Annotated in this window: 10 protein-coding genes; 3 read left to right on the forward strand and 7 right to left on the reverse strand. The window is 72.2% G+C overall.

Going from position 1 to position 17,860, the window contains the following annotated elements:
* Positions 1–26 precede the first annotated feature (26 nt).
* The 7 genes from K1T35_RS19225 to K1T35_RS19255 all read right to left on the reverse strand — a co-directional run bounded on the left by K1T35_RS19225 (position 27) and on the right by K1T35_RS19255 (position 12,812).
* Positions 27–3,179 carry an AAA family ATPase gene (locus K1T35_RS19225; RefSeq protein WP_220261494.1) on the reverse strand — a complete coding sequence of 1,051 codons (3,153 nt, stop codon included), beginning with the start codon at positions 3,177–3,179 and terminating at the stop codon, positions 27–29.
* Positions 3,169–5,172, reverse strand: coding sequence for a serine protease (locus K1T35_RS19230; protein ID WP_220261495.1), 2,004 nt, complete (start codon positions 5,170–5,172; stop codon positions 3,169–3,171). Before K1T35_RS19230 ends, K1T35_RS19225 begins: the two co-directional genes overlap by 11 nt.
* A gap of 16 nt (positions 5,173–5,188) precedes the next feature.
* The gene (locus K1T35_RS19235) at positions 5,189–6,193 is read right to left on the reverse strand and encodes a serine protease (protein WP_220261496.1); all 1,005 of its coding nucleotides are present in this window, start codon (positions 6,191–6,193) and stop codon (positions 5,189–5,191) included.
* Positions 6,194–6,227: 34 nt separating this feature from the next.
* A complete protein-coding gene (locus tag K1T35_RS19240; RefSeq protein ID WP_220261497.1) occupies positions 6,228–7,127 on the reverse strand; it encodes a DNA/RNA non-specific endonuclease in 900 nt (299 codons plus the stop codon).
* Entirely contained in the window at positions 7,124–8,737 is a 1,614-nt protein-coding gene (locus K1T35_RS19245) for a S8 family serine peptidase (protein ID WP_220261498.1), read from the reverse strand. Before K1T35_RS19245 ends, K1T35_RS19240 begins: the two co-directional genes overlap by 4 nt.
* Positions 8,738–8,755: 18 nt before the next feature.
* Positions 8,756–10,498: a M4 family metallopeptidase gene (locus tag K1T35_RS19250; RefSeq protein WP_220261499.1), complete on the reverse strand. Its 1,743-nt coding sequence runs from the start codon at positions 10,496–10,498 to the stop codon at positions 8,756–8,758.
* A 1,366-nt stretch (positions 10,499–11,864) separates the two neighbouring features.
* A complete protein-coding gene (locus K1T35_RS19255) occupies positions 11,865–12,812 on the reverse strand; it encodes an ABC transporter substrate-binding protein (protein ID WP_255622260.1) in 948 nt (315 codons plus the stop codon).
* A gap of 185 nt (positions 12,813–12,997) precedes the next feature.
* Between K1T35_RS19255 and K1T35_RS19260 the strand changes: the two genes are divergently transcribed.
* The 3 genes from K1T35_RS19260 to K1T35_RS19270 are packed head-to-tail and all read left to right on the forward strand — an operon-like array spanning position 12,998 to position 17,838.
* Positions 12,998–14,323 carry a lysine N(6)-hydroxylase/L-ornithine N(5)-oxygenase family protein gene (locus K1T35_RS19260; RefSeq protein WP_220261501.1) on the forward strand — a complete coding sequence of 442 codons (1,326 nt, stop codon included), beginning with the start codon at positions 12,998–13,000 and terminating at the stop codon, positions 14,321–14,323.
* Between the two features lie 6 nt (positions 14,324–14,329).
* Positions 14,330–16,033 carry an ABC transporter ATP-binding protein gene (locus tag K1T35_RS19265; RefSeq protein WP_220261502.1) on the forward strand — a complete coding sequence of 568 codons (1,704 nt, stop codon included), beginning with the start codon at positions 14,330–14,332 and terminating at the stop codon, positions 16,031–16,033.
* Between the two features lie 50 nt (positions 16,034–16,083).
* Positions 16,084–17,838, forward strand: a complete 1,755-nt coding sequence (locus K1T35_RS19270) for an ABC transporter ATP-binding protein (protein ID WP_255622263.1) — start codon at positions 16,084–16,086, stop codon at positions 17,836–17,838.
* Positions 17,839–17,860: the final 22 nt, after the last annotated feature.

A 17,860-nucleotide genomic window follows, 5' to 3' on the forward strand; every position in this document is an offset into this window, starting at 1 on the left:
CCGGCGGCCCACGGCGGAATGAACGATCATGGCCGTCGAGGCATCGGCTCGTCGTCCGGAGCTGCGTGGTCTCGTGCCTGCGACCAGCCCGGCCCGACGAGCCCCCGCACCCGGTCGTGGACGGCGGTCGTGGCGGGGTCGGTCAGTATGGCCTCGACGAGCTCACCGAGGCGCTCGGACCGGACGGCGTTGCCGATCAGCTCCCGGGTGATCCGCCGGACCGAGCTGGTCCAGCTGATCGCGCCGGGGGCGAAACCGGCCCGGTCCGCCAGCGTGCGGACGTCCGTGGGGGACGGGTAGGCGGTCAGCACGATGTCCTCGAGCGCTCGGACCTCCGGTCGGGACCAGTCGATCCTGCGCTCCGCGATGAAGTCCGCATGCGGGGAGTCCACGCGATCATCGTCCGACCCGGATTCGACGTCCCACCACAGGTAGACCCTCCTGAGGGCCTCGCGGACGGGCTCGGGGGGAGCGGCGCTCCACATCAGGTCGAGCAGGAGTCCCGCGTCGGTGCCGAGCCCGGAGAGCGTGGCCCAGGCCCTGCGGATCGCGTCGGCGTCGGCACTCTCGACGCGCAGCCCGCACTGCCGGGCCACCCGGCCCGGCTCCGGCGGCGCGGCGTCCCACGCCGCCAGCTCCGCCACGAGCTCGTCGACCCGGCGCGAGTCCTCCTCGTGTCCGAGGCCGACGAGCCGGGCGGCGTGGCGGATCCGATCCGGCTCCTCCCGGCCCAGCGCGGCGGCGAGCAGCCGGGCGAGCGCGGTGTGCGAGGCGACGGTGCGCGGACCGATCCGCTGGACGAGTGCGCGTACGTCGAGGCCGAGGGTCCAGCGCAGCCTGTCGTCCGGGTGGTGTGCCCGCTCGAGGACGTTGAGCAGGTTGAGCAGCAGCTCGAGGCGGAGCTCGGGATGGCCGAGGAGCAGGGGAGCATCGGCGGTCTCCTGGAGCACCGCCTCGGCCTCCCGCGCACGGCCCTGCCGTTCGAGCAGGCGGGCGAGCCGCACCCCGGCCGCGGCGACGCGCGTGTGCGCCGACGCCGCCATGGCCGCGTCGAGATCCCTGCGGGTCGCGGCATCCGCGGCGGCGAGGTCGCCGAGGCTCTCCTCGAGCCGGGACTCGAGCCGGTAGAGCTCCGTGCCCTCGGATCGCTGGTCGCTGCGCGCCAGCACCTCGCGCGCCCGCTCGGGCTCGTCGTTGCGCAGCGCGGCGTCGGCCTCCGCGAGCTGTATCCGTTCCTGCACGGCGATGTCGCGGGCGGTGGGGAGCGCGGCCGGGTCCCGCAGCGCCCTGCGGATCAGCCGGGCCGACGCCGCGGGCAGATCGGCGACCGACGGTTCCAGCCCGCGCAGGACGGCGGCGTCGAACCCCGTGACCGGGTCGCCGAGCGCCACCCGGTGGTAGGCGAGCTCGACCTCGGCCTCCGGCCCCGCCTGGCCCGCGACGATCTGTGCCGCGAAGTATCGGGCCGCCCGCTCGTGCACCCGCTCGACGAGGCGGTGATCGTCCATCCGGAGCGCCGCCAGCGCGGGACCGCGCAACTCCTCCCGCAGGCGCAGGACACCACCGTCGTGCTCGACGAGCGCCACCTCCGAGCCCAGCTCGTCGAACGCCTCCGTGGCGGGGAAGGCCACCGCGGCGTCGACGACGGGCAGCAGCACCCGCTCCACGAGCGCCGGCGTGATCCACCGCAGCACGAGACCGGCGCGCGCGACCTGCCGCAGTCCAGCCGTCCGCCGCGGATCGCGCGCGGTGACGTGGTCGAGGATTCGCTGGTAGAGGAAGCCGCGCACGACCTCCGAGCGCACCCGGTCCATCGCTCGGGCCCGGTTGGCCGCATCGGCGACGGCGGCCACCCCCTCCCGCACGAGGACGTCCGCCGCGAGGCGCACGGTCAGCGGGATGCGCCCGACGAGCCCGATGACCTCCCGCGCCAGCGCGTCGTCGATCCGGTGCGGGGACGGCCGGGTTGCGACAGGTGGCGACCGGTCGACGAAGGAGTGCAGCAGCGTGACGGCCGCGTCGTGGCCGAGTGGGAGGACGTGCATCCGGCGGTCGGCGCGCAGCGGGTCCACGAACGCGGCCGCGGGCCGGCGTCCCGAGACGACGAGGCGGAAGGTGGGCAGCTCGCTCGCCCACGCGGCGAACAGGTCGTACAGGTCGGCCACCCGATCCGGGTGGTTGCGCTCCAGCTCCTCGAACGTGTCGAGCACGATCACCAGCGAGTCGACGCCCGCCGCCTGCATGGCCGATGCGAAGTCCGCGACCCGCTGCCGGTACGACACGGCCGTGTCGGACGCCTCGAGCCCTGCCCCCTTCGTCTTCCGGTGCGCGACGTCCTTGCTGCGCGCGAGCACGCGGCGCTGGTCCGGGAACTGCGCCGTGATCTGCCTGATGACGTCGGCCAGCACGACCGCCGGGTCGCCCGATTCGAGCGTGGGCCGGTCGAGATCGAGGTAGGCCCACGCCAGGCGCTCACCCCGTTCCGCCGCGTCGTGCAGGTCCATCACGAAGCGGGCGACGAGCGTCGACTTCCCGATGCCGCCGATGCCGTGCACGACCATGGCCGGCTCGTCGACGAGGCTCCGCCGCGCCGTCGACGGCATGCGGTAGGCGGAGAGGCGCGTGAGCTCGCGCTCCCGGCCGACGCACCCGGCGTCCGCGAGCCCGCGAACCGCGCGCGTGACGTCCAGCAGGGCCAGCCGGCTCTCGATGACGTCGCGGGCCGGTTCGATCGGGACCGCCGACGTCAGCTGCGCGCGTGCGACGGCCTCGCTCGCCCAGCGCCACGCCTCGAGCGCGGCCAGCAGGTCGTTCTGGTCGTTCATGTCGACGGGCAGCGCTTCGCCGCGGACGAAGGCGTCCATCATCCGCTGCAGCGGAGTGTCGTGATGGGCCTCGGCGCTCGCGCGTACGCGCGCGAGCTCGGCGAGGCCACCGGCCCGCAGCATGGCCGCGATCGCCTCGATCCGCCAGCGCTCGTCCAGCATCGCCGCCTGGCGGCCGTCGTGCCGGGGGAGCCGCCGGCACAGGAGGCGCACCACGTCACCGGTGTCGTCGCCGGCGAGCAGCAACGGGTCGAAGGTCGCGAGCAGCGCGAGCCGCGCGGTCAGCGGCGAATGCGCGAGCTCCTCCGTGCGCTGGGCCTCGTCGAGGATGAGCTGCGCCTGCTCACGATCCACCGGAGGCCTCCAGCAGGTCGAGCAGCCGCCCCGGCAGCTGGGGGGCGAGCCTGCGCGGTTCGGGCTGCGGCAGGTTCATCGGGAAGAGCTCCGCCATCGCATCCGCGAGTGCCTGCTCGTCGAGGACCCGCCGCTCCTCGCGGGCGCGATCGCGGAACCACGCCTCCACCTCGCTGCGGCCCAGCCCGACGGCGAGGTCCTGCTGGACCCACAGGGAGCGCTCGGCCGCGAACAGCTCCGCCTCGCGTCCCGCGAGGACGACGCGCAGCGGGATCTGCTCGTCCTCTGCGACGAGGACGAGCGCGTGGATCAGCTCGTCCAGGTCGCCCTGCTGGACCGCGACGAGCTGGTCGAGGCCGTCGACGAAGATCCACCATTGCCGGGCCGAATCGCGCAGCCCGGCCCGCAGCGCCTGCCGGAAGGTCGTGATGTTGCGGGCGGTCTGCGCGAGTGCATCGCCGGTGTACGGGAGGCCGAGCCCGACGAGGATGTCGCGGGCGATGCGCTCCCGGCGTTCCTCGACGCCGAACTCGACGTAGTCCGCCACGTTGAGCGGCAGCGCGGCGAGCCCGCCCGGCGCCGCCGCCCGCACCTGCCGCGAGAGCGCCGAGCGGTGGGCGATGTGTGAGATCAGCTGGTAGGAGTAGGAGACCCCGCTGCCGCTCTCCCCCTTGATGGTGAGCAGGCGGCTGCCGTTCCCGCCGCACGCCATCTCCCGGATGCGGCCACGCAGGTTGGTGCGGTTGACGAACGGCCTCCCTCGCAGCGAGTTCGCGAGGAAGGGGTCGCTGTCCTGCGGCGGCCGGACCACGGAGTCCCCGGTGCCCGTCGCGCCGATCGCTTTCGAGATGGCCCCGGCGATCGCGCACAGTGGGACACCCTGGTTGCTCCCGCGCTCGGAGTAGTGGTGCAGGGCGACCAGCCGGCCGCGGATGTCGATCACCGGGGACCCGGACGACCCGGCGAGCGTGTTGCCGCCGTACCGGATCCGCGTCCGGCCCGCGTTCTGGGTGGGCGCGGACCGGATCCACGTCACGCGCTGGAACTGGCCGAGCGGGTGCTGCACGATGAACAGCAGCGGGCTGCGGCCGAAGTCGTACTCGGTCTCGTCCAGCGCATAGCTTCCGCGCGGTTGCGTCCCGTCGGCGCCCTCGGGAGACGGCACGGCGGAACCGAGTCGCAGTAGGGCGAAGTCGAGCCGGTCGGCGGGGGCCTCCCAGTCGACGGAGCGACCCGAGACCTCCCCGTCGGTGGGCAGGCTCGCCGTGACGAAGTCGACCACCGGCACGGGCACGCCGTTCTCCGCGGGGCTGCGTCCCGTCTGCAGGCCGTAGTCGAACCGGGCGACGACCTCGGGGCGCGGGTCCGGCGGCCACACCTTCGGGTCGATGACGTGCGCCGCGGTGAGCAGGAGGTCGGGTCCGACGAGGAACCCCGTTCCCTTGGGCAGGCCGCCGATCTCGATCATCGCGGTGCGGCGGGTCGCGTCGACGATCGCCTGCACCATTGCCCGCGGATCCTCGAGCCCCGCGGTCACAGCGGTGATCGCCTCGAGCCCGCTCGTCGGCTCGTCACCGGGCGCGTTCGGGACCTCCACAAGGCTCTCGACCAGCGGGTCCGGCCCGTCCGGTGGCGGTGGCGCCAGGCCGTGCCGGAAGGTCTGCCGCGCGGTGACCAGCCCCAGCCGGTCACCCAGCAGGTTCTCGATCAGCGGCCGGAAGGCCTCGCTGTCGGTGTCGTGGCGCACCTCCGCGATCAGGTCCAACACCAGACCACCCGCGGCGGCTCGCCCGAGAACACCCGCCCAGGTGGCATGGGTGGAGGCGGCCGCGGGCGGCTCACGCCATTCGATCCCGGCGGAGTCGCTCAGGCGCCGGATCGCGGGGAGGCCCGGGTACGCCGTCGCGAGTACGTCCACCACCAAGCCGGGTTCCCCGCGCAGCCAGTCGGTGTGCGGGCTCTCCCACCAGTCCCGGGGTTTCGTGCCGATCATGACCGTCGTCCCGTGTTCAGGTCAGTACGCGCTGGAGCACTTCGTGGACGCGCGGCGCCTGCACGGCCTCGTTCCGGACGCCCTCGATCCCGCCGAAGTGCAGCCCGATCGCCTTGCCGCTGGCGAGGTCGACGATCAGCGAACCGGAGTTGCCGCCGAGCGTTGTGGCGTCGTGGTGCAGGAGATCGGTGTCGACCACGGCCGTCACCTGGCCGGGCGCGAGCCGCTTGTAGTTGTAGACGCCGTCGAAGATGCGTTGCTGGTCGGCGGCGTTGTTGCGGCTGTCGTGCGCGGGATATCCGATGACGGCGACCCACGACCCGATCCCCGTGTCGTCGAGCTCCGCGCGCGTCATCAGGTCGACGAGCGCGGGTGTCGTCTCGCCGTCCTCGCCGGTCCGGTCGACGCGCAGGAGCGCGACGTCGACGGAGGCGTCCGGCTCGATCCAGAGCACCTCCTCGACGCGGAACCGCGACTCCTCCGGGCGGCCGTACTCCCGGCGCCAGTCGACCGACGCCCGCACCGGTGGTCTCCCGGGGTTCTCCCGGAACGCGAAGACCCCGTTCTCCGACCTGGCGAACTCGGCGGCGACGTGCCGGTTCGTGATCATGATGTCGGGCGTGACCATCCACCCGGTGCCGACCCAGTCGAGGCGGTGGTTGCGCAGCTCGATCCGGCCCACGCTCGGGATGCGGTCCTCGAGCGACGCTTTCGCCGCCGCGAGCTGCGCGTGGATCTCCTCGCTGTTGGGGAAGCTGTCCGCGGGCTTGGTGAAGCTCGACTGCTGGACGAGGTAGACCGGACGCGTGAAGCGTTCGATGATCGCTTCCAGCCCGGGGTTCTCTCCCGGCACGTACACGCCCTCGGCCATGCCCTTGGCGACCTCGCCTGCGGTGTCGACGTCGAGGCCGTCCTCCAGCCCTTCCAGGCCGCCGCTCTGCGCGTGCTCGGCGAGCTCGCCGAACCGGTCGAGGAACTCGGTGCGCACGTTCTCGTCCTGGAACACCTGGCTGACGTCCATGATCGCCTCCGTTGGCGGTTAGAGGACTTGGCGGTTAGAGGACGACGTTCGAGTAGTCGTCCGTGATGAGGACCCGATCGGCGACGGTCTCGAGGCCGATCGACGACAACGGGAGCTCGGCGTCGTGGAGATGGCGGAAGTCGAGCCCGGTCCGCTCTTCCAGGTGGCTCAGGCTGACGCGGTACATCCCCGGGTCGAAGCGCGCCTCGGCGGCGAGGAGGTCCTCGACCAGCCTGGCCTGCTCGAGCAGGTACGCCGCGACGGCGAGCGAGCCGTCCGTCCGGTCGTACGCGACGATCTTCCAGAAGGCGAGCGGGAGCCGGACCCCCTTGTAGAGCGGGTCGTCCTCGTCGAGGACCGGTCCCGTGAATACGGTGAGGCGCCGTTCCCGCACGTCGGCGTTGTCGAGGATGTAGTTCTCCAGTCCCTGCCAGAGGTCGGATCCCTGGTTGAACCGCTCGTGCTGGGGCGAGCAGTTCGTGAAGTGGAACGTGTCGCCGTTCGGCCGGTCCGGCTCCGGTCCCCACACCGGGTCGAGCCGGCGGACGAGGTGCCCCCTGTCCAGCGCGTTGCGCCGGTACAGCTCCTCGCCGATCTGTTCCGACTCCGCGATGCGCGGGTCGAAGAACCACCGGTCGCGGTCGCGGGGGAGGGCGACGAGCTGGGCGCCGTCGATGTTCACGGCCGTGTAGTAGGCGAGCTGCCTGACCCGGTTCACGACCACGCTGAAATGCGTGTACGGCAGTACCGTCGCGTCCTCACCCGGCACGGCGCCGCCGCGCTTCGCCGCGTTGCGCCGCTGTTCCTCGGTCAGCGCCGGCAGCGGGACGGCGCTGTGCAGGAACGCCGGGTCGTATCCGGTGTACCCGTCGTAGTACGACACCGGGCGGGACGCCTCCGTGTCGAGCGGCCGGGTGGCGTCGTCGATCGTCATCTCGTCTCCCCTTGTCGTACGGTGGCCGGGTCCCGGAGTGAGGGCAGCCCGAGTCGTGCGCGCAGCGCGGGGTTGCCCACGGCGGCGGCCAGGTGAGCGGTGACGACGGTGCGCGGCGCGCGCTCCGCCGGACCGGCGAGGCGCGCCTGCAGCACCGTGGTGGCGAGCTCCGGTCCGAACTGGTGCCAGTCGACGGTCTCGTCGACCGCGTCGGCGCCGAAGGCCTCCGCGACCAGCGTCTCGACCGCGCCGGCCCCGGGGGGTTCGACGGACTCCCGCCCGGAGCCGAGGTCAAGGGCGGCGCCCAGCAGCGCGCGGGCGTCCACGATGCCGGCGCCCATCGCCGATGAGTCCCAGCCCGGCGGTCGTTGCGCGGTGGCCTGCAGCAGGCGCCGGAACATCGTCTGCAGCGTCTCCCCGCGGGCGCGGGCGGCCGCGACGAGTGCGGCGCGTCCGTGGTGGGCGAGCCAGAGCGCGGCGACGCCCGCGACCATCGCGACGGCGAAGCTCGTGCCCTGGCCCTGGCCGACCGCAGGCAAGCCGATCCGGGCCCGGACGACGTTCTCGGCGGGCGCGGACACGTCGACGGCGGCGCCGCGGCAGCTGCCGCGCCACTGCTCGCCCCTGATGTTCGTGCCGGCCACGGCGATGCAGTCGTCGTACCGCGCGGGCCATACGACGGTCCGGACGCAGTTGCCCGCCGCCGCCAGCACGATCACGTCGGCCTCGACGGCCCGGCGCAACGCGCGGTGCAGCGAGAAGGACGGGATGCCGCCGAGGCTCATCGTGATGACGTGGGCGCCCGAGGCCACCGCCCAGTCGATCGCCTGGGCCACCGACACCTGCGTGATCCGGATCACGCTCTCGACCGCCCTGATCGGCATGTGCCGGGCCAGCGGGGCCGTCCCGGCCATGACGAGCGACTCCGGGGATACCAGGACGCTGGCCGTGCCCGTGCCGTGCCCCTCGTTGCCCCCGGTGAGCGGATCGGTCGGGTCGTCGTCGCTGTCGATGATGTCCCGGCCCGGCGCGACGGCCACGCCGGCCAGCTCCGGATGAACGGTCACCCCGGTGTCGGGCTGGGCGACGACGACGCCCGCGCCGCGGCCGGGTCGCTGCTGCGCCTGCGAGAACCCCCATGCGTCCGGCACCCGCATCGCCCGCAGCGCCCACCGCGGGTCGGCCTCGATGGCCGGTTCCTCCGGTGCGAAACACCCGGGCGGGAAGCCGCCGACGGACTCCCGGCCCGCGCCGCCCGCTTCCTCCTTCTCCGGGAAGAACGCCGTCGGGAGGTCGGGCTCGGCGGCCGCGAGGTCGAACTCCGCGCGGAGCTCGTGCGCGGCGACGAAGGCGGCCGTCGGGTCGTCCGCGAGGACCCGTCCCGGGAACGTGGCCACCAGCACGTCCGGGTCGAGCTCCGACAGCGGCTCGACCGTGACGTCGAGCTCGTCGAGCCCCGCGAGAGCGGCGCGCACGCGCTCGGCCTGCTTCGCCGGGTCCTGGCCGGGACGAAGCTCCAGCGCGAACCGCGCGGGTGCCGGTGCGCCGTCCGGGCGGACGTGGGTGGCCGTGACGATCGCGTCGCGGGCCGTTGAATGCGGGTCTGCCATCGGGTCTCCTCCGGTCGATCAGCCGATGCCGGCTCGCCCGTAGGCGTCCCGGATCGCGTCGATCTTCACCTGGCGGTTCCGGTCGCCGCCGAAGTAGGACTGCGCGACGTCCACGACCGCCTGCAGGGCGTCGGTGAACGTGGCGAGCTGGGTCAGCCGGGTCATGCCCAGGTAGGTCAGCAACGCCACGTCCTCGACGGTGAACACGCGCTGCCCGTTCCTGCTGGTGGTCAGCAGGTTGTGCACGGCCTTGTTGTGGATGTTGCTGTTGACGTGGACCCAGCCCTGGTCGTTGAGGTCGTTCGGGCGTTCCCCCGGCCGCAGGCGCCGGAAGTCGTCCATGTGTTCGGGGTCCCCGAGCCGGGCGGGGTTCGCGAAGTCCCGCAGCGGCCGGTTGCCGCGATCGAGGCCGGAGCCGATCTCCCAGTTCCACGTCGCCACGTCCTTGGGGTCGGGCGCCGTGTACCAGTTGTTGATGATCACCCCGGCGACGTCGGCGAAGGACTCGTTGAGCGCTCCCGACTGGGTCGCGTACACCAGGTTCGACGTGGTCTCGATGACCCCGTGCGTCAGCTCGTGGGCGATGACGTCCAGGTACTGGGACAGGCTGACGAGCCGGCCTGCCCGCATGACCTGCCCGTACCACATCTTCTTGTCCCACCAGAACGCGTTGAGCAGGCTCGGTGGGGCCTGCATGCTCGCCGCCGTCGTGTTGACCTGGGAGACGAGCACCATGCCCTGGTCGTCGATGCCGTTGCGCTGCAGCACGAGCTTGTAGAAGTCGTAGACCCGGGTGGCGTTGACATGGGCGGACACCGCCGCGCGGTTGACCGTCCCGTAGTCGCTCGTCTCCGCCTCGACCGGCGGCTCGGGCACCGGCGGGTTGGAGTCGATGTCGGAGAACCGCAGGTCGTAGGTGCGGATCGACCGGCGCGCGTCGGCGAGCCTGCACCGGGTGCCGCCCGCGGCCGCCAGCTCCCCGAGGAACGTCTGCTGGGTCTCCGTCTCGTCGATCCCCGTGCACCGGGCCGGCACGGGGCCTGCGGTGGGGACGGCGCTGAAGTGGAAGAGGATCGTGCCGTCGTGGGCGTCCACGAGGTAGGTGACACTCGGCGGCACCGGCCGCCTGCCGAGGCCGTGACCCGAACGCTCGCCGGGGGTCTCGTCCGCGCTCACGGGTGGCGCGGCGGGCAGGCCGGGCAGGAGCCACGCCAGGTGCCATGCCTGGGCTTCTTCGTCCTTGTAGAACGTCAGCCGCCCGGCGACGGCCGCCTCGGCGGCGATGGTCGTGCCGGTGTACTCCTCCACCCGCCGCACCGCGTCGGCGCGGGTGAGCGACTCGACGGCGTCGACCCCGGTGACCGCGTCGAGCTGGGCGTTCACGCTGACGAGGTCGCGCGCGGAGGTGAGCTCGACGACCGCGCTCGCCCCGAAGACCGGGATCGTCCGGTGCGTCTGCGCGAACCGCACCTGCCGGGTCCCGAGTGGCCGGAGGTCCTGCTCGCCCTCGACGACGAGTCCGGGCACGCGTTCCGGGAGTTCAGGTTCGACCACGGACCGCAGGGCGGGGCGCTCGTCCTGGCGGAGCAGCTCGTCGAGGTAGTACCGGGCCGCGGCCTCGTCGCTCGTGAAGGACAGCGCGGTGGCCGGGTCCGGGCCGCCGGGAACCTCCGCCCCGAAGCTCTCCGGCGAGCGGCCCTCGACGTCGCCGGTGCCCGCCTCGTCGGCCACGTGGTAGCGGAAGGTCTCCAGTGCTGACATCGGCCCGATCCCCTCTCATCGCCGGCTTGCGATTCGAAGAGGAGGCGATCTTGCGGCTGATACCGAATGTCCCGGCGGCGTGACGCGGCTGTGACGGTAGAGGTCCCACCGCCACGGGTGTGTCGGCGCTGTTGCCGGGTCCCGTTTTGCCGGTGGCCGCGCCCATGATCCGCAGTATCGGTTGCTCATGGTTGTGCCGGCAGCCATGAGCAACCTATATTCGCGATCTTCGCTCCATGATCCGGAGTTTCGGGTGCTCATGGTTGTGCGGGCAGCCGTGGACAACCGCTAGTTCGGATCATGCCCGCCGCCGGTCGAGCGGCTGAGCGGCCGGGGGCGGGTCAGGGCGCGATCGTGTCGATCCATCGGGGTCGCGTCTGGTCGGGCCCCTGCCGGTGGGCGCGCCGTTCCCGGCCCGGGCCCTCTGGCGTCCGCCCCGTGATCCGGGTCTCGCGCGTGTTCCCGCCGGTTCACGTCGACCCCGTCGCCTTGCGGGTGGCTGGGTTGGGTGCACTACCGGACCCTGGGGTTGCGTGGGCGGCCGTCCCCGACCGGGGGGCACGCCCGTTCTCGACGAGACCGCCGCGGCTTGGGTGCCACGCAACCGGCTGTGGTCCCGACCCTCCACACCCCAGGCCTCTCCCGGATGATCGAGGCGAGACCAACCTCTGGGGCTGGGCCGCGGGCAGGTCCATGATCAGCAGGCACGGGACACCAGCCGCACGGGTGCCGCCCAGGTCCCGATCCCGCTGATCACGCCCCAGGTTCCCGGGGCGGCCACCGGGCGAGAACGGGACCACAGCCAGTCAAGTGGCACCCGACGGCGGTGGTCTCGTCCGGAACGGGCGTGCCCCCGCGTCGGGGACGGCCGCCCGAGCAACCACATGATCCGGTAATGCACCCCACCCAGCCACCCCCAGAAGGCGACAGGGTCGAGGTGAACCGGCGGGAACACGACGGCGGCCGGGGTTGGTGGGCGAGCGCCGGGTGGCCCGGGCGGGGAACGGCGCGCCCACGAAAGCGTCCGGCACCCGGCCGCACCCCGGGGGCGCGTTCCGCGGAACGCGCCGCGGCCCAGGCGGTGATCAGCGGTTCGGCGCGAAACCCGACGCCCCACGTCGGGAAAGGCGCCGGTCTGATGATCACAGGCTGATGCCGGGTCGGCCCGGGCCCCGTGCCGCCCGGCGCGCTCGCTCTCGGCTGGCGCGCCCGGTCGACGGGGTGGCTGGCCGGAGACGGGGTGCGTCTACCGGCACGGGTTGCGTCCTCTACCGAGGACTGGCCCGGCGCGACCTCGGAGTGGATCCGTCACCGGAGCTGACTGCGGTGGTCAGCGTGGCAGGCGGCCTCACGACCAGCGTCACGCTCAGGCGTTGGACAGGTCGGCGACCGGCTTTCCGTTGACGGCGTTCGCCAGCTGCGGCACGAGCTGGTCCAGCGCATACAGCAGTGCATTCGGCCCGCTGTAGGACAGCGCTCCACTCAGGTTGGAGTCGAACGTGGTGTAGAGGGTGCGGTCGCTCTGCACGACGCCAAGCCGGGCGAATACGGGCGAGGCCATCATCTGTTCCTTGGTGGCGCCGTTGACGAACAACACATCGCGGTCCATCAGCGCGAGCTGCTCCTCGCTGAGGTCACCGGTGTGGTCCTGGGCGTCGAATCCGAGCGCGTCGAACAGGGTGCGCCGCGGATCACCCTTGCCGATGAGGTAGTGGCCGCCGTTCTCCGGGCCGAAGTCCTCGACGAGTACCTTGCCCGCGAACGCCGGGTTCGCTGCCTTGGCCTCGTCGATCTTTGCGTTCACCTGGTCGACGAGGGTCTGCGCCTCCGCGTCCTTGCCCAGCGCCCTGCCGGTGAGCTGCAGCTGGACGTTCCACGGAGTCTCTTCGTCCGGGTACTCGGCGGACTGGATCACCGTCGGCGCGATCTGCGACAGCCGATCGTAGGTGGGCCGGTCGATCGTCTCGTAGACGGCGAAGATCACATCGGGCCTCGCGGCGGCGACCGCCTCGTAGTCGATGCCGTCGCCGCCCATTGTGGCGACGCCCTTCCCTCCGGTCGCCTCCTGGACCCATGGGTAGTTGTTGTACTGGTCGAACCACGCCCGGGTCACGATCGGGACGATGCCGAGCGCCAGCACGAAGTCCTGGTCGTTCCAGCCGACGGTGGCGACGCGAGCGGGGTTCTTCGGCACCTTCGTCTCGCCGAACTTGTGCGAGATGGAGACCGTTTCGTCCACGGGGCCCGTGGCCGGGGCGGAGCTGCAGCCGGCCACCAGTCCGATGGCGACCAGGAATGCGATGAGCGCGGCCAATCGGACACCGCGGGCTCCACCCTTGTGACTCGGTTGCATCAACACCCCTTCGAGAAGTTAGCTGAGGCTAGCATTACCCCGCGTGACGAGGTAAGGAGTCCGGAGGTGACCAGCGTCCCGGGCCGGTGATCGCTGCGGGGAGACGTGCTTAGGTTAGGCTTCGCTCAGCTGGGGGAAAGGTGATCATGTCGCTCGTCATGTCCGAGGGGGCACTGCCTCCGGGGATCGCAGGTCGGCACGGCGAGGGCGAGGAGCCCTTGGACATCGTCGGCGTCGGGTTCGGGCCGTCCAACCTCGGCCTCGCCATCGCGATCGAGGAGCACAACGCGGTCAGCCCACGGCCCGTGCGGGCCGAGTTCGTCGAGGCCAAGGAACGGTTCGGGTGGCACAGCGGAATGCTCCTCCCCGGCACCACGATGCAGATCTCGTTCCTGAAGGACCTGGCGACCCAGCGCAACGCGCGCAGCCGCTACAGCTTCGTGAACTACCTGGCCGAGCGGAACCGGCTCACCGAGTTCATCAACCACCAGACCTTCTTCCCGACCCGGCTCGAGTTCCACGACTACCTGTACTGGGCGGCGGAGTCGGTGTCCGCGCGGGTGCGGTACGGCAGCAGGGCGGTCGCCGTGCGTGACGCCGGCCGTTGGCTCGAGGTCGATGTGGACGGGCCCGACGGCCGGGTCGCCATGCGCGCCCGGAACGTCGTCCTCGCGGGAGGGCTGACGCCGCGGATGCCGAGCGGGGTCCAGCCCTCGGTCCGCCAGTTCCACAACCACAGGTTCCTCGACCACCTCGAGGAGCTCCCCGAGCCGCGCCACCAGCGGTTCGTGGTGGTCGGCGCGGGCCAGAGCGCCGCGGAGGTCACCGAGTACCTGCACGACCGGTTCGGTGTGGCTGAGGTGCACGGCGTCTTCGCCCGCTACGGCTACAGCCCGGCCGACGACAGCCCGTTCGCGAACCGTGTCTTCGACCCCGCGGCCGTCGACGACTTCTTCGCCGCGGACCCCGCCGTGCGCAGGCAGCTGCTCGACTACCACCGGTCCACGAACTACTCGTGCGTCGACCTCGACCTGATCCAGAGCCTCTACCGGCGGGAGTACGCCGAGCGGGTTTCTGGTGAGCGGCGGCTCTTCCTGCACGGAGCGTCGAGCCTGCACGCCGCGAAGGAGGAGCCGGACGGCGTGCGCGTGGAGATCGTCCACCACCCGACGATGGCGGTGACGGCCTTCGAGTGCGACGCCGTCGTGTACGCAACAGGATTCGACCCGATGCCGCTGCGGGACATGCTGGCGGACGTCTGCGCCCCGGACCTCCTTGCCGACGAACCGCAGGTCACGCGGGACTATCGCTTGCAGGTCCCGCAGCGGCTCCCTGGCAACATCTACCTCCAGGGCGGCACGGAGCACACCCACGGCCTGACCTCGTCCTTGCTGTCGAACATCGCCGTGCGGTCGGCCGAGATCCTGCAGTCGATCACCGAGTCGCTGCAGCCGGCCGGGGATCCGGCGTAACCACCGATGGAGACGACTGGTTCGCGCGTCCTGATCGGCGGAATCGTCCGCAACCGACGCTGGCTGACCCTCGGGTCGGCGATGTACGGAGCCCATCAGATCTGTGAGGCCATGGTCCCCGTGGTGATCGGTGTGATCATCGACCGGGCGGTGGCCACTGGCGACGTCGCAGCGCTCGTCCTCTGGATCGCGGTGCTCGCCGTCCTGTTCGTCGTGCTGTCGCTCATGTGGCGCTTCGGGGCCCGGTTGCTCACCTACGCCGAGGCGGGCGAAGGCTGCACGCTGCGCGTGGAGGTTGCCGGGAAGATCCTGCAGCCGCGCGGTATCCGCATCGATCTGCGGTCCGGCGAGTTGCTGACGATCTCGAGCAGCGACGCCGACAACGCGTCGTACCTGCTGGACTACATCCCCCGGATCGTCGCCTCACTTACGGCCACGACGGTGTGCGCCGTCGCCCTGCTGATGATCAACGTCCCGCTCGGCCTCGGTGTGGTGCTGGGCACCCCGCTGGTACTGCTGTTCCTCCACTTCAGCGCTCCGCTCATCACCCGCCGGATCCAGCACCAGCAGGAGACGGCCGGACGGGCCGCGTCCGTAGCCACCGACCTCGTCTCGGGACTGCGTCCGCTGCGCGGGATCGGAGCGGAGGCTGCCGCCACGCAGCGGTACCGGGACGTGAGCAGGCGCTCGCTGCGGGCGACCCTGCGCGCGGCACGCACCCAGCGCGGTTTCGAGGGGGCCTCCGCGACCATCAGCAACCTGCTGGCCGCGGGCATCGCCATCGCCGCGGGCTGGCTGGCCCTCGACGGCGCGATCAGCGTCGGGCAGTTCGTCACGGTGATCGGGCTCGCCCAGTTCCTCATCGAGCCGCTCGCCCAGCTGACCGTCGTGCCCAGCTGGATCGCGGAGGCCAGGGCGTCGGCCAACCGCGTCGCGATGGTGCTGTCGGCGCCACCGCTCGCGCCGGAGGGGCAGCGCACGCTCGACGCCCCACCCCACGGCCTCGACATCGTGGACCTGCACCACGGGAGCATCGACGGCCTCGACCTCTCGGTGCGGCCCGGGGAGCTCGTCGGTGTGGTCGCACCGCAGGCCGCCGATGCGGAGGCGCTGGTCACCGTGCTGTCCGGGCAGCTCGCGCCGGAAGACTACCGCGGCACCATCGCGGTCGGCGGCACCGATCTGGCCTCTGTGGAGCATCGGGAGGCGCGCGCGGCGCTCCTGGTCGAGCCGCACAACACGGACATCTTCACCGGCACCGTCGGGTCGAACATCCTCGTGAACGACCCACCTGCCGACGCCGCCTTCCTCGACGGCGTGCTGCGCGCGTCGGCAGCGGACGACGTCGTGGACACCCACAGCGGCGGGCTCGACACCGCGGTGTCCGAGCGGGGCGCGAGCCTGTCCGGTGGCCAGCGGCAGCGGGTGGCACTGGCCAGGGCGCTGTTCGCCCAGCCCCCGGTGCTGGTGCTGCACGATCCCACCACCGCGGTCGACTCTGTCACCGAGCACGCGATCGCCCGCGGCCTGGCGGCCCTTCGCCACGGGCCCGAGCACACCTTCACCACGGTGCTGGTGACCTGCAGCCCGATCCTGCTCGCCACCGCCGACCGGGTCGTGGTGGTCGACGACGGCCGGGTGCGCGCCACGGGCACCCACGACGAACTGGTCGAACGCGACGGCGAGTACCGGAAGGCGGTGCTGCGCTGATGAGTTCCGGGCCGACGAGTTCTGAGCCGACGAGTTCTGGGCCGACGAGCTTGCTTCCCATCGCGGGCGCGCGTGAGTCGTGGTCGTGGCTGTTCGCCGAGCTGCGCAACCACATCGGGCTGACCGCGGGCACGCTGGTGGTCGGGGTCGTCGCGGCGGCCGCGGCGGTGCTGCCGGCGTACGTCTTCGGCGAGCTCGTCGACCGGGTCCGCGGGCAGGAGCCTGCATCGTCGATCGTGACCATCTCGATCGTCCTGGTCGTCGCCGCGGTCGTCGGCGGCATCAGCTCGGGCGCGACGACCTACCTCACGAGCAGCCTCGGTGAGAGGGTGCTGGCCACGCTGCGCGAGCGCGTCGTGCGGCGCGCGCTCACGCTGCCGACCGCCGTGATCGAGAAGGCGGGCAAGGGCGATCTGTTGTCGCGCATCGGCGACGACGTCAACACGATCGGCCGCGCGGTCACCGACGTGCTGCCGAAGGTCATCTCCTCGCTGCTGATGGTCGTGCTCGGCATCGTCGCGATGACCGGGCTGGACTGGCGGCTCGGGCTCGCCGGGCTGGCCGCGATCCCGCTGTACGTGCTCGGTCTGCGGTGGTACCTGCCGCGGTCGGCGCCGATGTACGCCGACCAGCGCAAGGCGGTCGCGGCCCGCTCCCAGGCGTTGATGGAGAGCATGCTCGGCTCCAGGACAGTGCACGCCTACGGCCTGGAACGGCGGCACCTCGCCGAGATCGACGGCGCCGCCGTCCGCGCCCGGGATCTGTCGATCGGGATCGTCACGCTGTTCACCCGGTTCGTCGGCCGCACCAACCGCGCCGAGTTCGTTGGCCTCTCGGTGATCCTGGTCGTCGGGTTCCTGCTGGTCCGGGAGGGGATGGTCACCGTCGGTGCGGCGACGGCCGCCGCGTTGCTCTTCCACCGGCTCTTCGATCCGGTCGGCACCGTGCTGCACAGCTTCGACGAGGTGCAGTCGGCGGGCGCCGGCCTGGCCCGGCTGGTGGGAGTGGTGGGCATCCCCGAGGAGGATCGGGCCGCGCTCAAGGTGGCCCGGCTGCCCGCGGGCTCCTCGCTCGAGCTGACGGAGATCGAGTTCGGTTACGAGCCCGGCGTTCCGGTGCTCCACGGCGTGAGCCTGCGGCTCGAGGCGGGGGAGCGGGTCGCACTGGTCGGTTCCACCGGGGCGGGGAAGACCACCCTCGCGGCCATCGCCGCCGGGCTGCTCGTGCCGTCCGGCGGCTCGGTGCGGCTGGGCGGGGTCCCGTTGCGTGACCTCACCGCCGACCAGGTGCGCGGCCAGGTGGCGATCGTCAGCCAGGAGGTGCACGTGTTCGCCGGGCCGCTGGCCGACGACCTCCGGCTGGCCCGCCCGGACGCCACGGCCGACGACGTCCGCGCGGCACTGGCGCGCGTCGACGCGCTCGGCTGGGTGGACGCGCTGCCCGAGGGCATCGAGACGCCCGTGGGTGAGGGTGGCCGCGCCCTCACCGCGGCCCAGGCGCAACAGCTCGCGCTGGCCAGGCTCGTGCTGCGCGATCCAGCGGTCGCGATCCTCGACGAGGCCACCGCCGAGGCGGGGAGCCTCGGCGCCCGCGGGCTGGAGCAGTCCGCGGCGGCGGCGACGGCCGGCCGCACGACATTGATCGTCGCCCACCGGCTCACCCAGGCCGCTGCGGCCGACCGCGTGATCGTGCTCGAACACGGCCGCATCGTGGAGGCCGGCCGTCATTCCGAACTCCTCACGACAGGTGGGCGGTACGCCCAGCTCTGGGGCGCGTGGCGGTCACGAGCCACGGCCGATCACTAGCTCGCCGCAAGACCTGGCGAAA

Source organism: Pseudonocardia sp. DSM 110487 (assembly GCF_019468565.1).
GTDB lineage: Bacteria > Actinomycetota > Actinomycetes > Mycobacteriales > Pseudonocardiaceae > Pseudonocardia.